Annotated in this window: 12 protein-coding genes; 10 read left to right on the top strand and 2 right to left on the bottom strand. The window is 72.0% G+C overall.

Going from position 1 to position 17,908, the window contains the following annotated elements; genetic code table 11:
• Positions 1 to 57: 57 nt before the first annotated feature.
• From pstC to OG329_RS08030, 10 genes are all read left to right on the top strand, one after another.
• A complete protein-coding gene (gene pstC / locus OG329_RS08075) occupies positions 58 to 1,059 on the top strand; it encodes a phosphate ABC transporter permease subunit PstC (RefSeq protein WP_405793699.1) in 1,002 nt (333 codons plus the stop codon).
• A gap of 28 nt (positions 1,060 to 1,087) precedes the next feature.
• Positions 1,088 to 2,452: a phosphate ABC transporter permease PstA gene (gene pstA / locus OG329_RS08070; RefSeq protein ID WP_405793697.1), complete on the top strand. Its 1,365-nt coding sequence runs from the start codon at positions 1,088 to 1,090 to the stop codon at positions 2,450 to 2,452.
• On the top strand, positions 2,449 to 4,167 hold the full coding sequence (gene pstS, locus OG329_RS08065; protein ID WP_405793695.1) for a phosphate ABC transporter substrate-binding protein PstS: 1,719 nt from the start codon (positions 2,449 to 2,451) through the stop codon (positions 4,165 to 4,167). The genes pstA and pstS overlap by 4 nt, the downstream gene beginning before the upstream one ends.
• A complete protein-coding gene (locus OG329_RS08060; RefSeq protein WP_405793693.1) occupies positions 4,164 to 6,719 on the top strand; it encodes a hypothetical protein in 2,556 nt (851 codons plus the stop codon). The genes pstS and OG329_RS08060 overlap by 4 nt, the downstream gene beginning before the upstream one ends.
• A gap of 216 nt (positions 6,720 to 6,935) precedes the next feature.
• Positions 6,936 to 7,904, top strand: coding sequence for a hypothetical protein (locus OG329_RS08055; RefSeq protein ID WP_405793691.1), 969 nt, complete (start codon positions 6,936 to 6,938; stop codon positions 7,902 to 7,904).
• Positions 7,905 to 8,060: 156 nt separating this feature from the next.
• On the top strand, positions 8,061 to 9,440 hold the full coding sequence (locus tag OG329_RS08050) for an Ig-like domain-containing protein (protein ID WP_405793690.1): 1,380 nt from the start codon (positions 8,061 to 8,063) through the stop codon (positions 9,438 to 9,440).
• A gap of 126 nt (positions 9,441 to 9,566) precedes the next feature.
• Entirely contained in the window at positions 9,567 to 10,529 is a 963-nt protein-coding gene (locus tag OG329_RS08045) for a sortase (protein ID WP_405793688.1), read from the top strand.
• 36 nt (positions 10,530 to 10,565) lie between these two features.
• Positions 10,566 to 11,390 carry a phosphate ABC transporter ATP-binding protein gene (locus tag OG329_RS08040; protein WP_405801702.1) on the top strand — a complete coding sequence of 275 codons (825 nt, stop codon included), beginning with the start codon at positions 10,566 to 10,568 and terminating at the stop codon, positions 11,388 to 11,390.
• 100 nt (positions 11,391 to 11,490) lie between these two features.
• A complete protein-coding gene (locus OG329_RS08035) occupies positions 11,491 to 12,282 on the top strand; it encodes a DUF1963 domain-containing protein (protein ID WP_405793686.1) in 792 nt (263 codons plus the stop codon).
• Positions 12,283 to 12,488: 206 nt separating this feature from the next.
• Positions 12,489 to 14,624, top strand: a complete 2,136-nt coding sequence (locus OG329_RS08030; RefSeq protein WP_405793684.1) for a tetratricopeptide repeat protein — start codon at positions 12,489 to 12,491, stop codon at positions 14,622 to 14,624.
• On the opposite strand, the gene OG329_RS08025 is transcribed toward OG329_RS08030, so the two are convergent.
• Both OG329_RS08025 and OG329_RS08020 read right to left on the bottom strand, forming a co-directional pair.
• Positions 14,605 to 15,717: a hypothetical protein gene (locus OG329_RS08025; protein WP_405793683.1), complete on the bottom strand. Its 1,113-nt coding sequence runs from the start codon at positions 15,715 to 15,717 to the stop codon at positions 14,605 to 14,607. The genes OG329_RS08030 and OG329_RS08025 overlap by 20 nt on opposite strands.
• A gap of 748 nt (positions 15,718 to 16,465) precedes the next feature.
• Positions 16,466 to 17,851, bottom strand: a complete 1,386-nt coding sequence (locus tag OG329_RS08020) for a VWA domain-containing protein (protein ID WP_405793682.1) — start codon at positions 17,849 to 17,851, stop codon at positions 16,466 to 16,468.
• Between the last annotated feature and the right edge of the window lie 57 nt (positions 17,852 to 17,908).

The raw sequence follows: 17,908 nt of genomic DNA, 5'->3' as shown, positions 1-17,908 counted from the left end.
CACCTCGTTCACATCTCGGTGCGCGCCCGTCAATCGCGTACCGGGAGCGTCGGCCCCGTGACGAGAAGAGCGAGTGGGCAGGAAGCGGACGCGCCCCGAAGGCTGTACGCGGACCCGGGCCTGCCCGACCGTGTCTTCAGGGGTGTCGCCCGTGGCGGGGGAGGACTGGTGCTCGCCGTCATGCTCCTGGTCGGCGGATTCCTCCTGTACCGGGCCTGGCAGGCGCTGTCCAGGGCGGGTTGGTCGTTCCTGACGACCGAGGCATGGGAGCCGGACGCCGGCCGGTTCGGGATCGCGGCCGTGCTGGTCGGGACCGTGCTGATCGCGCTGGTCGCGATCACCGTCGCCGTACCGCTCGCGATCGGCGGGGCGCTCTACATCTGCGAGTACGCGCCGCCGAGGCTGCGGCAGACGCTGATCGGTGTGGTCGACCTGATGGCGGCCGTGCCGTCCGTCGTCTACGGCCTGTGGGGCCTGTTCTTCTTCGAGGGGCAGATCCTGCCCACCGCCCGCTGGATCGCCACCTATCTGGGCTGGATCCCGTTCTTCGGCGTCCCCGCCGCCGACCCGGCCGACCCGCTCGCCCCGCAGACCGTCTACACGTCGTCGACCCTCATCGCGGGCATCGTCGTCGCCCTGATGGTCGCGCCGATCGCGTGCTCGGTGATGCGCGAGGTGTTCTCGCAGGCGCCGGTCGGCGAACGCGAGGGCGCCTTCGCGCTGGGCGCCACCCGCTGGGGCATGATCGCCGGCGTCGTCCTGCCCTTCGGCAAGGGCGGCATGATCGGCGGCACGATGCTGGGACTCGGCCGCGCGCTGGGCGAGACGATCGGGGTCTACCTGATCATCTCGCCGGTCTTCGAAATCCAGTGGCATGTGCTCCAGAGCGGCTCCAACTCGGTCGCCGCGCTGATCGCCCTGCGGTACGGCGAGGCCAGCGAGTTCGGTATGTCGGCCCTGATGGCCGCGGGCTTCGCCCTCTTCCTGATGACTCTCGTCGTCAACTTCGCCGCATCGTCGATCGTCGCCCGCAGCCGCTCCGGCGCGGCGAGTGAATGAGCGGCGAGTGAATGAGGAGACACCACACATGACCATCGCGCCTCAAAGACCCGCGCCGGGCGGCCCGCACGCGGTCGAGCGCGCACCGGCCCCGGCCGTGGGGGAGCGGCGGCGCTCGCCGACCCAACTGCGCGCCACCGATGTGTACGCCCTGCTGGGCGCCGCAGCGGCCGCGCTGTCCCTCACCGGGCTGCTGTTCACCCGGCTGCTGCCGTTCAGCGGCGCCGTCGGCTTCGTCGTCGTCGCGTACGTCTTCTTCCTGCTGCTCTACGGCCTGTTGGTCTCCTTCGACGAGGACGGACCCGCCGTACGCGACCGGATCGCCGCCGTCGTCGTACAGAGCCTGGGCCTGGTGATGGTGGCCGCGCTCGCCTGCGTCGTCGTCTACACCCTGTGGGAGGGCCGCAGGGCGCTGCCGCACCTGAACTTCTTCGTCCAGGACATGGCCGAGGCGGGACCGCTCGACCCGCTGTCGACCGGCGGCATCCTGCACGCGATCCTCGGCACCCTGCAACAGATCGCCATCGCGCTCGCCATCACGGTGCCGACCGGGCTGCTCTGCGCGGTCTTCCTCAACGAAGTGCCGGGCCGCTTCGCCCGGTTCGTACGGACCGTGGTCGAGGCGATGACCGCGCTGCCGTCGATCGTCGCGGGACTGTTCATCTACGCCACGGTCATCCTCGCGCTCGGCTTCGACCGCTCCGGCTTCGCCGCGTCCCTCGCGCTGTCCGTCATGATGCTGCCGATCATCATCCGGGCGGCCGACGTGGTGATCCGGCTGGTGCCGGGCAATCTGCGCGAGGCGGCGTACGCGCTCGGCACCTCGCGCTGGCGCACCGTGTGGCACGTGGTGCTGCCGACCGCCCGCTCGGGTCTGACGACCTCCGTCATCCTCGGCACCGCACGCGGCGTCGGCGAGACCTCGCCGGTGCTGCTCACCGCCGGATTCACCGCCGAGGCCAACATCGATCCGTTCTCGGGGCCGCAGGTCTCGCTGCCGCTGGCCACCTTCGAGTTCGTCAAGTCGCCCGAACCCACCATGATCGCGCGGGGTTTCGGGACGGCGGCGGTGCTGATGGCCCTGGTCCTGCTGCTGTTCGTGATCGCCCGGATCGTCGGCGGGCGCGGGCCGGGCCAGTTGACGCGCCGTCAGGAACACCGGCGGGTACGGGCGTCCAAGCACGACGCCGAACGGTTCGCGGCCCGAGCCGGCGCCCGAGCTGTGGGCGCCGGAGCTGTGGGCGCCGGTGCGGGCGCCCGCACCGCCGATGCCCGAGCGGGCGCCCGCACCGCCGATGCCCGAGCGGGCGCCCGCACCGCCGACGCCACCACCCCCAACTCCCCCACGAAGCCGCCGAGTCCACCCCGTACACCCAGAAGGAGTGCCCCGTGAGACCGGCCACCGTCTCCCGACTCGCCATGGCGGCAGCCGCGTTGCTGTGCGCGCTGCTCGCCTTCCACGCGCCGGCCGCCCAGGCGGCCTCGTACACCAAGATCAGCGGCGCGGGCTCCACCTGGAGCTCCAACGCGCTCGACCAGTGGCGCCGCAACGTCGCCTCCAACAGCGGCATGACCGTCAACTACGCCGCGCTCGGCTCCTCGGTCGGCCGTGAGCAGTTCAAGAACGGCACCGCCGACTTCGCGGTCTCCGAGATCCCGTACGGGCTCACCGAGGCGGGGGCCACGGACGCCCCGCCCAAGCGCGGCTACGCCTACATGCCGATCGTCGCGGGCGGCACCGCCTTCATGTACAACCTCAAGATCGGTGGCAAGAAGGTCACCAATCTGCGGCTCTCCGGCGATGTCGTCACCAAGATCTTCACCGGGAGGATCACCCGGTGGAACGCCCCGGAGATCAAGGCGGACAACCCCGGACTCAACCTGCCGGCGATCCAGGTGATCCCGGTGGTGCGCTCCGACGGCTCCGGTACGACGGCCCAGTTGACCACCTGGATGTCCAAGCAGCACGGCAGCTTGTGGAACGACTACTGCCGCCGGGCCGGCCGGTCCACGCCGTGCGGAATGACCTCGTACTTCCCCGTCGTACCCGGCTCCTCGCACATCGCCAAGTCCGGCTCGCTCGGCGTCTCCGGCTTCACCAAGCAGGGGCACGCCGAGGGGGCGATCACCTACGTCGAGTACTCGTACGCGATCACGACCGGCTTCCCGGTGGCGAAGATGCTCAACGCGTCGGGGTACTACGTCGAGCCGACCGCGTCCAGTGTCGCCGTGGCCCTGCTGAAGGCCCGCCTCAACGAGGACAAGGGCTCGGCGAACTATCTGACGCAGATCCTGGACGGCGTCTACCGGTCGCCCGACCGCCGCACGTACACGCTCTCCAGCTACAGCTACATGATCATCCCGACCAAGGCAGAACAGCCCTTCACCACCGCCAAGGGCAAGACACTGGGCACCTTCGCCAACTACTTCCTGTGCGACGGCCAGCAACAGGCCGAGGAGCTCGGCTACTCGCCCCTGCCCATCAACCTGGTCGAGGCCGGATTCGCGCAGGTCAAGAGGATCCCCGGAGCGCCCGCCAACAGCACCGACATCTCGAAGTGCCGTAATCCCACGTTCTCCGCGGACGGTTCCAACACCCTCGCCAACAAGGCCCCCTACCCGAAGGCGTGCGACAAGAAGGGTCCCACGCAGTGCAGCGACGGCACGGCGGGCGCCAAGGAGAAGACACCCGTCAAGTCCACCGCCACCAGCGGCGGTTCGGGCGGCTCGAACGGCGGCGGCTCCGGCGCCTCCGGCGGCAGCGGGGGCAGCGCCTCCGGCGGGGCCACCGGCGGCGCGACGACGGCGGGCACCGCGGGTACGTCCACCGGCGGCGCCACCGACGCGGGCGGAGCCTCCGGCGATACGGGGGGAAGCGCCGCCGGCGGCGTCATCGACCCGGACACCGGCGAACTGATCGGCGGTGACGGCGCGGGAGACTCCTCGGTCGTCGGCAATCCGGTCACGCTCGCGGCGGGCGAGTCCGGTGGGCTGCGCGGCGTACTCATGGCCCTGTCGGCCGTCCTGCTGCTCGGCGTGGTCGTCGGCCCGCCGATCACCGCCCGCGCCCTGGCCGCGCGCGCCCGCCGCGGGGAGGGCCTGCGATGAGACCGCTCCGATCCACGAAGGCGAGACCGCCCCGATCCGCGAAGGCGGGCGTCGCCGCGCTGCTGGCCGCCCTGGTGGTGGCGCTGCTCCCGCTGCCCGCCGCCACGGCCCCCGCCCAGGCCGCCGAGAGCTCCGCGGTCACCGTGACCGGCAAGAAGGGGACGTACGACGACTTCTCCTCCCTCGAGGTCACCGTCCACCAGACCACCCAGTTGCGCGCCCAGGGCGTACGCGTCAGTTGGACCGGGGCCCGGCCGACCGAGACCGGCTTCGCGCACAACTACCTCCAGCTCATGCAGTGCTGGGGCGACGACCCGGCCGGACCCCGGCGCGACCAGTGCCAGTTCGGCGGCAGCGGCGTACAGCAGGGCGGCTCCTGGACCTCGCTGCGGCAGATCGACGCGGTGCCCGACCCGGCGGAGACGGAGTACATCGGCAACGGTCAGGGCGAGTCGTACGTACCCTTCCGGCCGGCCAACGGCGAGAAGCCGACGACCGGTTCGCGCGACTGGACCTACTTCGGGTCGCTGGACACCAACGAGGAGCCATACGCCGTCACCCACCCGGACGGAACCGGCGAGTTCACCTTCCCGATGCTGACCGACCAGGAGGCCGACCAGCTCGGCTGCGGCGCCCCGGTGACGCAGGGGGGCACCGTCAAGGGGCGGTCCTGCTGGCTGGTGATCGTCCCGCGCGGCGAGTACGACATCGACGGTGCGACCGGCCAGGGCCGCCCGCTCCAGTCGTCCCCGCTCGCCGCCTCCAACTGGGCGCAGCGCATGGTCGTTCCGCTGGACTTCCTGCCGGTCGGCAACAGTTGCCCGGCCGACCGGGCGGAGCGCCGGGTGACCGGCTCGGAGCTGGTCACCGACGCGATCTCGGCGTGGCAGCCCGCCGTCTGCTCGGCGAGCGACGGCGCCAAGTTCGCGTTCAGCCAGAGCGGCGAGGAGGGGGCCAGGGACACGATCTCCCGGCCGGTGGCCGGCGCACCCGGACTCGCCTTCACGGTCGACCCGGTCGTGGCGTCGGACGCGGAAGCCGAGGAGACGGGCACCGCACCCGACGGCACCGTGGTGCACGCACCCGTGGCGGTGAGCGGTCTCGCGGTCGGCTTCTTCGTCGAACTGCCCGACTCCGGTCAGCTCACGTCGATGAAACTCACCCCCAGACTGCTCGCCAAACTGCTCACGTCCTCCTACCAGAAGGATGTGACACGCGCGCGCCGTGAAATACCCGAACACATCAAGGACAATCCGCTCAGTCTGTTCCACGACCCGGAATTCAAGGAGATCAACCCCGATTTCAAGGACTGGTCGGCGACGTCCCTGTCGCCCATGAGTCTCATGGTGCAGCTCGCGAATACGGACACGTCGAGAATGGCCTGGCAGTGGCTCAGGTCGGACCGCGAGGCCAGGGAATTCCTGTCGGGCACCGCCGATCCGTGGGGCATGAAAATAAATCCGTTCTTCGCGGGTCTCGGCCTCGCCACCGACACATCCGTATCCGACTTCCCCAAGGCGGACCCCACCCGCACCGAGGTCGTCATCGACGGGGAGAGCCTGGAGTACGGGACCACCGACGTCGCCCCGTACGTCCAGGACATGCACGACGGCGCGCTGCGCACCCGGCGCGGCAACAACGGCGCCACCACCACGGCCGCCGCGAGCAGCAACGGCTCGCCCGCCAAACTGGTCAACACCCCGCCGCTGCCGGGAGAGCGGATGGTCCTGGCCCTCGTCGACGCCGCGTCCGCCGCGCGCTACGGCCTCCAGACCGCCGCGCTGCGCAACGCCGCCGGAGCCTTCGTCGCCCCCACCACCGACTCCCTGCTCGCCGGCGTGGCCTCGATGAAGAAGTCCCCGGTGCCGGGGGTGCTCGCGACCGACCCGGGCGCGGCGAAGGGCAACGCCTACCCGCTCGCCTCCGTCGTGTACGCGGCCGGGTTCACCAGCACCCCGGCCGCCGACCGCAAGGACTACGCGGGCCTCATCCGCTACGCGGTCGGCGCCGGGCAGTCGCCCGGCGTCTCACCGGGCCAACTCCCGCCCGGCTACGCCCCGCTCCCGGCGGCGATGCGCACCCAGGCGCTGGCGGCGGCCGACGTCCTGCAGAACGCGAAGGACGCCGAGGACGCCGAGGACGGCGGGGACGTCGCCGGCGGCGCGGGCGGCGGCGGGGACACCGCGGGCGCGGCGGGCGGCGGCGCGGGCGGCGGCCTGGACGGTGGTGGTGGCGGTGGCGGTGGCTCCGCCGGCGGTACGGCCGGGGCCGGCGGAGCGGCGGACGCCGGAGGTGCGTCCGGCGACCCGGACGAGGCCGGTTCACCCGATCCGAGTGCCGCACCGGAACTGGCGCGCGACGCGGCCGAGTCCGGCGGGCTGACCCCGTCCACGATCCTCGGGATCATCCGCTGGGTGCTCCTCGGTGTGCTGATCGCGGGCGGTCTCGCGGCCCTTTCGGGACCGGTTCTGCTACGCCTTTCGGCACGGAAATCGGCCGGGGCCGGAGGCGGGGCCGGTGGCGGGGCCGGGGGCGGTGCCGGGGGCGGATGAATTCTCCGTCCGAGTTCTCCAGGAGTCACCCAGGCAATCAGCTCGTAACCTGATCAACCTGATGAGTTGGTGGCCGACAGGACCCGGATACGGAAAAGTAATCGATGGCCGGTCGACGGGCCGGTGTTCGAAGAATTCGGAATTCCGCGCTTCTCGGTTCTGCGTTTCCGCTCGAGCGTCCATTCCTCATATTCGTAATGACGGAGGAGAACACAAGTGAGCGTCAAGTCCCGCGCACGTATCGGTGCCCTTGTCGGCGCCGCCGCCCTCGCACTCGGCGCCCTGGCCGTCCCGGCCTCGGCCGACCCGGCGCCCGGCTCCTACCGGGTGCTCGCGGGTGTCGGCTCCGACACCACCCAGGACGTGTTCAACGGCCTGGGCAACGCCATCGACTCCGGCAGCCTCATCGCCTCGTACAACGCCACCGGCACGACGACGATCAAGACGCGCGCGACGAACTGTGTGATCCCGCGCCCCAACGGCTCGTCCGCCGGCATCAACGCGCTGCGCAACGCCGTCGACAACAACACCGGCTGCCTGGACTTCGCCCGCTCCTCGCGCGGCGTCTCCAACACGTCGACCACCGACCTGACCTTCATCCCGTTCGGCAAGGACGCGGTGACCTTCGCCGTGCGCGGCGACAGCGCACTGCCCACCGCGCTCACCACCGCGCAGCTCACCTCCATCTACACCTGCAACACCACCACCCTGAACGGCGTCGCGCTCACCCCGCTGCTGCCCCAGGCCGGCTCCGGCACCCGCTCCTTCTTCCTGGGCGTGCTGGGCCTGACCGAGGACACCTTCGGCTCCTGCGTCGACGACACCGTCCAGGAGCACAACGGCGAGGAGCTGGACAGCGCCGGCGACATCGCCCCGTACTCCATCGCCCAGTACATCGCGCAGGGCAACCAGCCCGGCGATGTGGTCGACCGCCGCGGCTTCGCCGTGCTCGGCGCGGTGAACGGCGCCCAGCCGCAGTTGGCCGACGGCTCGCTGAACACCGCCTTCCCCTTCAACCGTGACGTCTACAACGTCGTCCCGACCAACAAGCTGACCGTCGCCAACATCGCCGGCACCTTCGTCGGCACGGGCTCCAAGGTCTGCGCGCGGCCCACGCTCATCAAGGAGTACGGCTTCGGCACCATCTCCAACTGCGGCAGCACCGCCCTGAAGGGCGAGAGCTGACCACCAACCGCTGACCGCGCGACGGCCGGGCACCCCTCAGGGTGCCCGGCCCCCCGGCGTACCGCTGCACCGCCCGGCGAACCCCGCCGCTCACCCCTGTCACCCACGACCGGATCAACTCCACCACTCCACCGACCTCTTGGGGGGCGACCCACCATGCGAGCCACCGCACCACAGCACCGAACGTCCACCGTCCTGCTGATCTGCTGCACGCTGCTGCTGGCAGCGGCGGCCACCGTCCTCGGCCTCGCCCCCCAGGCGCGGGCGGCCGGGGACATCGGCGAGCTGACGTTCGAGACGACGTCCGGCAAGATCGCCGACAACCCGACCTTCCCGAAGGTGAGTACGGAGGCGGCCTGCCCCACGGCCAACGCGCAGCAGCTTCAACTCTCCCTGGTCAGCCCCTCGGGCGGCACGCTCCTGCTCGGCAGGACGAGCGTCGGCGCACCCTACGACCAGGGCCCGATCACGGCCGACATCCCCGCCGGGACATCGCTGGAGGGCCGCCTGCGCACCGCGATTCCCACCGGATCGCTCGACGGGACGTACGAGATCCGGCTGTTCTGCCGCAACGCCGCCAACGTCGGATTCGACTACTACACCAGCCCGATCCAGGTCGCGGGTGACTCCTGGAAGGTCCCGTCCGCCGCCGTCACCCCGACCACCACGACCCTCACCCCGACTCCGGCCGGCACCGCGCCCGTCGGCACGCAGGTCACGCTGACGGCCGCCGTCACGCCGCCCGGCGCGGTGGGCAAGGTGGCGTTCCTCGACGGCACCGAGGTGCTGGACACGGTCGATGTCGCCGCCGGCGCCGCCGAGTTGAAGACGTCCGCGCTCGCGGCGGGGGCCCACACCCTGACCGCCAAGTACGTTCCGACCGACCCGGCCGTGTACGCGCCCTCCGACTCACCGGTCGCCAACTACACGGTCACCGAGGCCGGTTCCTCGCCGTCGCCCGACCCGACCGAGACCGAGACGCCCGCCGACCTCGACGTCACCGACGAGGACGGCACACCGCTGGACGTCAACCCGACGCTCACCCCCGGTCAGACCGTCCTCGTCACCGCGCGCGGCTATACCGAGGACGCCACGGTCAAGGTCGTACTCACCGACAGCGAATCCCCGTTCCCGGACGCCACCGCCGACGCCGAAGGCACCGTCGCCGACTACGAGTTCACGGTCCCGGACCCGCTCGCGGACGGCTCGTATACGGCGACACTCACCGAGGACGCGGCGGACGGCCACAGCGTCGAGTTCGTCTTCAGCCTCGGCGACGCACCCGGCCCCGACCCCAGCCCCAGCGACACGGCGGGCGCCGACGGCGGTACGGCCGACGGAGGCACGACGGACGGATCGACGGGCGGGGACGACTCCGGCGGCTCGGACGGTTCCTCCGGCGGCGACGGCGGTACGGGGCCGCTCGCGTCGACCGGCGGCAACGCCCTGACGCTGGGACTCGCCGCGCTGTCCCTGTGCGGACTGGGAACGCTGTTCGTGCTGCGCGCCCGGCGTGGCGGGCTGCTCAGGTTCTGACGGTACGGGGGTGGGCGGGGCGTCCGCCCCCGCCCACCCCGCGCCCCGCGACCGCGCCGACCCGCCTCCAGCCCCAGCCCCAGTCCCTCCCCCTTCCCCCCCCGTCTCGCGAGGAGCGCATCCGACGTGACGACCGTGCTGACCCCGCCCCAGCCCCCGCTCCAGCCCCTGTCCCCGCCACCACCACCCCCTGAGTCGGCGGCCGAACCGCGACCGGGCTCCGGGGGAGACCGCCCCCCGGCCCGCCCCGGGCTCGCACTCGCCGGGGCGGCACTGTGCGTCCTCGCCGCGGTCCTGCTCGGCTTCACCGCGAACCTCACGGTCGTCGGGCACCTCCAGCACGCCCGCGACCAGCAGACCGGATACGACGAGCTGCGCAAGCAACTCGCCCTCGGCACCGCCCCGGTGGGCCAGCGGACATTCGACGACAAGCCCCTCGCCATGGGCGCGCCCGTCGCACTCCTGCGCATTCCCTCCCTCGGGCTGCGCGAGGTCGTCGCCGAGGGCACCACGTCCAGTGTCCTGATGTCCGGCCCCGGCCACCGGCGCGACACCGCGCTGCCCGGCCAGGAGGGCGCCAGCGTGATCATGGGCAGGCAGTGGGGCTACGGCAGTCCGTTCAACGCCCTCGACAAGCTCACGGCCGGCACGTCGATCGAGGTGACGACCGGTCAGGGCAAGGCGGTGTACGAGGTGTTGGGCGTCCGCCGCCCCGGCGACAAGCTCCTCGCACCCCTCGCCGACGGCCGGGGCCGGCTCACCCTCATGACCGCGTCCGGTGGCCCGTACACCCCCGCCGGAGTGCTGCGCGTCGACGCCGCGCTCACCACCCCGGTCCAGCCCAGCCCGCCCCGGCCGCTGCGCAGCGGCTGGATCGGGCCCGCCGAGGAGGCCCTGGGCGGGGAGAGCGGTGCCTGGCTCGCGGTCTTCCTCTGGTCGCAGGCCCTGCTGATCGCCGCCCTCCTCACTGTCTGGCTCCACCGGGTGTGGGGGACCTGGCAGACCTGGATCGCCGCCGGACCCGTACTGGTCGCGCTCGGCGTCGCCGTCTCCGGCGCCGCCACCCGCCTTCTGCCCAACCTGCTGTAGAGAAAGAGGAGTTGGTCGACCATGACCGCCGACACGATGTCCCTGCCCACGGCCGCCTCCCGAGGCGGCGCGGCGGCACCCACGTCACCCGCGACGCTCGAGGCCGAGGAGGTCTCCGCCTGGTTCGCCGACCACAAGGTCCTCGACCGGGTCTCGCTGACCATGCCCGCCCTGGAGGTCACCGCTCTCATCGGCCCGTCGGGCTGCGGCAAATCGACCTTCCTGCGCATCCTCAACCGGATGCACGAGCTGATCGGATCCGCCTCCCTGGCCGGGCGGGTGCTGCTCGACGGCGACGACATCTACGACCGGGGCCGCCGCATCACCCGGGCCCGCCGTGAGATCGGCATGGTGTTCCAGAAGCCCAACCCGTTCCCCGCGATGTCGCTGTACGACAACGTCCTCGCGGGCCTGAAACTCAACGGCATCAAGGCCAACAGCTCCGGCAAGGACGACCTGGTCGAGGAGTGCCTGACCAAGGCCGGCCTGTGGCGCGAGGTCAAGGACCGCCTGCGCCAGCCCGGCGGCGCGCTCTCCGGCGGCCAGCAGCAACGCCTGTGCATCGCACGGTCGTTGGCGGTCCGCCCCCGGGTCCTGCTGATGGACGAACCCTGTTCCGCACTCGACCCGACCTCCACCCGCCGTATCGAGGAGACCATCGCCGACCTGAAGGAGGAGGTCACCATCGTCATCGTCACGCACAACATGCAGCAGGCCGCCCGTGTCTCCGACAACTGCGCGTTCTTCCTCGCCGAACTGGGCACGCCGGGCGTGATCGTGGAGCACGGAACGACGGACGCGATGTTCAACGCCCCGCAGGACGACCGGACGTCGGACTATGTGAACGGCCGCTTCGGCTGACGGGACGGGGTGGATGTCAGTCCCGCCCGTTAATCTCGGCGTCCACCACCCGCTGCCCGCAGCCCGCTGTCCGAAGAGTGAAAGGCGCGACAGAGCCCACATGATGTTCGACGACCCCGCCGCCCTGCACCGCGAGTGCGCCGCACGGCTCGGCGAGAAGACCGGCCCGCGATTCGCGGCCATGTCCCGCCGTGGTTTCAGACTGACCGACCCGGCCGATGCCGCCCCTGCCACCGGCCGCTGCCGGCTCGGCGGCCCCGCCCTGCTCGAACCCGGCACCTCCTGGCCCGAGTTCGCCGGCCTCCCCCTCTCCCTGCACGCGGTCCTCGACACCGACGCACTCGCCCCCTGGCTCGGCGAGGAACTGCCCACCCGGCCGGGCCTGCTCAACTTCTTCTACTTCGACGCGGACATACCGTTCGACGAATATCAGAACCTCGACATGACCCTGCCCGGCGCGGGCCGCGTGATCGCCGCCGACCCGGCGCGGGCGGTGGAGACAACAGCACCCCGCCCGGCCCGGAGCTACCCGGCCACGCCTGTCCACGCGGCGGAAGTGACCATGCTCCCGGACTGCTGGGACATCGAGGACGACGACATCGACTTCGACCGGGACGAACACTGGGGCGCCACGTCGCTCATCCTCACCGCCATGGACGGCCTGGACTCGAACACCGCCGGCCACCACTGCGCCTTCGGCTGGCCCGACACCTCGTACGCGACCTGGGTGACCGACCGCGACGACGACGGCCCCGCGATCCACCTGCTCCAGCTCCCGGAGGACCCGCGACTGGGCTGGGGCGACGCCGGGACGATGTACTTCACGATCCCGGCGGGCGACTTCGCGGCGGGCGACTTCACCACGGCCGACGCGGACATGCGCTGCTGCTGAGTCCCTGGGGCACCGCACCGCACCGCACCGCACCGCACCGTGCCTGAACTGTCCCGTTCACCACGCGGATTGGGACTCCGCGGTCTTCCGACGAACCGGGCGGCGCACCGATATCGTTGCCGGTGAGGACGGATGCGAACAGTGTCGGCGATGCCGGCGATTCCGCGACGGGGGAAGACGTGCTGGATCCTATTTCTCTGGCGGCTGTGACGACCGTGCTGGGCGCGGTCGGCGCCGGGATGGCGAACGAGGCAGGGAAAGCGGCCTGGGAGTCGGCCGGTGGTCTGGTCCGCCGCATCGCCGGCCGCGAGGTGGTGGCGCCCGTCGATCCGGGGGACCTGGATGCGGTGGCGCGCGTCGTGTACGACGGTGTGCACCGCGATCCGGCGCTGGCGCGAGCGTGGAGCGCCTTCGCGCGGAGCGTGCCGCTGTCCGGCGGCGGGGCGGCCCGGCCCGAACTGCCGCCGTCCGTACGGTTCTTCACCGACCGCCGCGATGCGATGAAGGCACTCGACCGCGAGGCGTCCCGCGCCGCCGACGGCCGCCCCCGTATCGCGCTGCTCCATGGCGCCCAGGGCATGGGCACGAGCGCGCTGGCCGTGCACTGGGGGTGCCGGGAGGCGGCGAAGCGGTTCCCTGACGGGCGGGTCTATGTCGACCTGCGCGGGTTCTCCGCCGGAAGCGCTCTGGACGGGAGTACGGCGCTGCGCGCGGTCCTGCGGGAGTTGGGCGTGCCCGAGGAAGAGGTACCACCCAGGGCGGAGGACCGCGTCGGCGCGCTCCGCCGGATCGTGGCGGACCGGCGGCTGCTGATGGTGCTCGACCACGCCTATTCGGCCGCGCAGGTACGGCCGTTGCTCACATCCGCGCCCGGTGTGTTCGTCCTGGTCGTCGCCGCGAACGCGCTGCCCGGTCTGGACGCCGTACGGATTCCGGTGGGCCCGCTGGCCGAACGGGACGCGGTGCGGCTGCTCACCGAGATCGCGGGGAAGCAGGCGGTCAGCCGCGCCCGCGCGACACTGCCGTCCGTGCTGGCCCGCTGCGGAGGGTCCCCGTTCGCGCTGCGGGCCGCCGCGTCGCGGCTCGCCGACCTGCCCGAGACCGGTCACGTGTCCGTGCCGGAGTCCGGATCGGGATCCGATTCCGCTGCCACCGAGGATCCCGTCCGCACCGCCGCCCACGACGCCTACCGGCTGCTGGACCCGGCCACGGCACGCCTGTACCGGCTCATGTCCCTGTGGCCCTGGCCCACGATCGGCCCCGCCGCCGCGTCCTGGATCGGGGAGACGGACGAGACCGAGGCCGCCCGCCTCCTGGACGAGCTGGCTGCCGTGCAACTCCTTGAACTCACCGACGCCGGGGGCTACTTCTACCGCCCGGCCGTCCGCCGGCACGCCGAGGACACCGCCCACGGCGAAGACCGTGTCGCGGGATGCGCGGCAGCGGTCGCCCGCGCCGTCGCGGGCTGTCTCGACCTCGCCCTGCGCGCGGCGAACGCCGCGCTGCCCGAGAGCTGGCGCGTGCCACCGCCCCCCACCCACGCCCCCAGCACCCCTGCTCCGTACGCGGATCGCGGCGAAGCCATGACAGCCCTCATCGCCGAACGGGGCAATCTGTTCCAAGCGGTGCACGCGGCCGAGGAGTTCGCCGACTTCCCCACCGTCGTACTGCTGGGCCAGGCCCTGTGGCCCCTGCAACTCAAGGCCGGATATCACGACGAACTCCTGCCGGCCCTGCGCGTCGCCGTCCGCACCGCCGACGCGCACTTCCCCGACACCCGCGCGGCCGGCGCGCTCCACGCCCAACTGGCCCACACGCTGATCGAGTTGCGGCGCTACGACGAGGCCGAGAGCGCCGCACGGTCCGCCGCCGCCGACGAGCGCGCCGCCGGGCACGTACGCGGACATGCCTCAAGCGTCGAAATGCTCGGCCTGCTACGGCTGCGGCAGTGGCGCTTCCAGGAGGCGTACGACTGCTTCGACGAGGCCGGACGGATCTACGACACCATCCAGCCGGGCGGCGAAGGCGCCACGGACCTGCCTCGCGCCCGTGCTCTGCTGGAGCGCCACCGGGGCCGTGCGCTGCGCGGCCTCGGAGACCGGGAAGCGGCCCGGGAACGGCTCGGGAGCGCGCTGCGGTTCTTCCGAGCCGGCGGCGAGGCGTACAACACGGCGCGCACGCTCACCGATCTCGCCGAGACCAGCCTCGCCGACGACGACCCGGCCGGGGCGCTGCCGCTCATCGACGAGGCGATCGCGACGCTGGCGACGGAGCGCGCGGAGTACCAACTCGCCTATCTCGCTTCGCTGCGGCAGCGCTGCGTCAGCCCTCCGTCCGTCTGACCGACACATGGTGGGCCTCCGACCCCGTACGCACGACCAGCCCGCTCCTGATCACCTCCGCGACCCAACGGCCCCCGGCCAGCAACGCGTGCAGCGCCGACGCGTACGCGGCCGGGTCGGCGTCGCCGGTCACGTCGCTCGTCTCGGCGGCGGTCAGGAGCAGGGACTCCCCGCGCCGCGTCCGCACCGCGCAGGTGCCCGGACCCGTCACATAGGCCGCGAGGGCACAGTGCGGATGACGGTCCAGGACCTCCGCCGCCCACCGGGCCGGACCACCCAGCCGCGGATCGTCGGCCGGGCCGTGGCGGAATACGACATCCGCGATGTCGAGCCGGCCGATGTCCCGTGTCTCCTCCGGTACGGCGCTGTGCGCCTCGCCCTCGTCCTCGCCCGCCGGCTCGTGCGACGGCTCCGCGTAGCGACGGACGTCGACCTCAACGGCGCCCCCGGCGCCCCCGGTCCGCTCGCCGCGCACCCGCGTGAACACCCGGAGCGGGACAGTTCGGGTCGGCGGCTCGTAAGGCGGCAACGGCAGCGGCTCCAGCAGCGCCTGCCATGGCGGCTCGGGGGTCTTCATCAAGTCGTAGAACAGACTCCGCAGCCGCGCCGCCGACTCACCGGGCATCGAGGTGGTGTACCGCGCCGGGCCCGCCATCGGGCGGTGGTCCGCGAACAGCGCTTCCAACTGGGCGCGGGGAGAGGCGTGCGGGACCAGACGCGGAGCGGTTCTTACGAAGTCGGCCACGGGCGCGTTCTCGTCAAGCCCCGACAGCGGGCCCGCGCCCAGCAGCACCGGCGTCCCGAGCGCCGCCGCGTAGTAGGTGACCGAGCCGTGGTCGCCGATCACCGCGTCCGCCGCGATCAGCGCCTGCCGCCAGCCCTCCAGCGGATCGATCAACGTCAGCCCGCCCCGTCCGGCGCGGTCGAGCCAGGCCCGGATCTGGCCGGGCCCGTGGCCGTGCCAGATGTTGGGGTGCAGGATCGCCACGAGGCGGTATTCGTCGGCGGGGAGTTCGGCCGTCAGCCGGGGCAGCAGGAGCGGCAGGATGTCCCCGTCGCCGCTGTCACCGCCCCCGCCGCTGTCGCCGAACAACGAGTCAGGATTCCACGTGGAGTTGAGGACGACGAGCTTCTGACCGCGCCGTACTCCCAGCGCCCGGCGGAACCGCTCCCGGTACGGCCCGGCGGCCAGTATCCGGTCGAAGCACGGGTCCCCGGCCAGTACCGCCGTACCGACGGCTTCCGGGCACGCGGCGCGCAGGCGGTCGACCTGCTCGGGGTGGGAGAGGACGAGAGCGTCCGCGACGGGAACGCCGTCGGCGAGCAGCCACTCCGGCGACGACCCGAAGACCGGAGGCGGGAGGTGTCCGGTGTCCGGTGTCCGGTGTCCGGTGTCGAAAGCCTCTTAGTGTATCCAATGCCGTGCGACAGAACGGCCAACGCGCAGGTGAATTCCTCGAGTTGGCCCCCGAAGCTCGCGGTCACCACAAGATCGACAGGAGTCACACGCGCCTGCTCCCAGGGCAGGACCGGGAGCCCCGACGCGGCGAACAGCTCGCGCACCCCGGCCTGGAACGGGGACGACCCGGTGCAGGTCAGCAGGAGCTGCACCCGCAAGTCGTCGTGGAACAGGGGGAGTACGTCCAGCAGCCGGCTCGCCGACGTCACGTTGTGCACCACGATCAGCACCCGCCGGCTCCGGCCACGGGTCGCCCACCGCTGCGCACCGTCCCCGACCGGCACACGTATCCAGTCGTCCGCCCCCGCAGTTCGCATGCGTGTCCCCTCCGTGATCAAAGGGCCACGATAGTCAACGGCGCGACCGCCCCCGCGCGACCGGGTCAGCGCAGGATCCCCGCCCGCCGCGCCTCCCGCAGCCACGACGGGAACTCCGACAGCAGCCGGTCGTACAGCTCAGGATCGGAGACGCGCTCGATGTCGTCCACGGCGAAGAAGCCGACGTTGTCGACGCGGCGGCCCTCCATCGTGTCGAAGCGTTGCAGCATGCCGAAGTTGGCCCGGCGGCCGAGCCCGACGAACTGCCAGAACACCGGCTCCTCGACCGCCGCGCGCAGCTCCCGCTCGATCTCGTCGTCCCGGTACACACCACCGTCGGAGAAGAACAGCACCAGGGTCGGCGCGGGCACGGGATTCTCGCGTACGTACGCGCGCACCTCCGCGATGACCTTCTGCTCCTCGTTCTGGACACCGACCGCCCGCATGTCGACCTGTCCCGCGACGAGGCCCTTCGGCGGCTTCTTACGGCCGAGGAGGCTGATCTGCCCCACCCGCACATGCAGCTTCAGCCACTCGGGCAGCTCGCCGATCACCAGATCGGGCAGCCGGGCCGGATTGGTGGCGAACGTCCACGCCTGCATCTCGCCGTCGTCATCAAGCTGCGCGGCTACGGCCGCCATCCGCTCGGCGACGTTCTTCACCACACCGCGCGAGTAGAGCGCGCTCATCGAGCCCGACGCGTCGAGGACGAGGACCACGCGCGCGACGACGCCCGTGACGCCGTGCTTGTCCAGGCTGACCGCGACCTGCTCCTTGCGCAGCGAGAGGCGTTTGCGCATGTCGACCGGCAGCCGCTCCTCACCCTTGGTGAGCCGCGCGGCGGGCCGGCCGCCCACCGCAGCGGCGGGCGCGGGCGCGGGAGCAGAAGGAGCGGCCGGCGTCCGCGCCGGAGCCGGCGGGGCCACCGGAGCCGGCTCCTCGTCGACCGTGATGCCGAAGTCCGTTGCCAGTCCGGCCAGCCCGCTCGCGTACCCCTGCCCGACCGCCCGGAACTTCCACCCGCCGCCCCGCCGGTACAGCTCCCCGCTGACGTACGCGGTCTCCGAACCGGCCTCCATGTCGAACCGGGCCAGCTCCGTCCCCGACGCCGCGTCCAGCAGCCGCATCCGCAGACCGGGCACCTGCCCGAACGTCCCGCCGTCGGCGGACGCGCACAGCGCCACGCGCTCGATGCCCGGCTCCAGCGCGGCCAGGTCCACCTCCACCGTGTCGGCGCCGGGCTGCTTGCCGAGGTGGCGTACGGCGCCGGAGGCGTGGCGCGGCTGGTTGTAGAAGACGAAGTCGCCGTCGGAGCGCACCTGTCCGAGGCCGGTCAGCAGAAGCGCGGAACCGTCCACGTCCGGTGTATCGGGCCCCGCCGACCAGCTCAGGACGGCCCGCACCGAGGGGACCGTCACCGGGAGATTGGCGCCTTTGCTCAATGTCGTCACGGTAGCCAGTCTGCACGCCGAGGGATGCGAAGTCGCCGGAGGTGACGGACTTCGTGG

The sequence above is a fragment of the Streptomyces sp. NBC_01506 genome (assembly GCF_045040295.1).
Taxonomy (GTDB): domain Bacteria; phylum Actinomycetota; class Actinomycetes; order Streptomycetales; family Streptomycetaceae; genus Streptomyces.
This window is presented reverse-complemented; position numbering and strand designations above follow the sequence as displayed.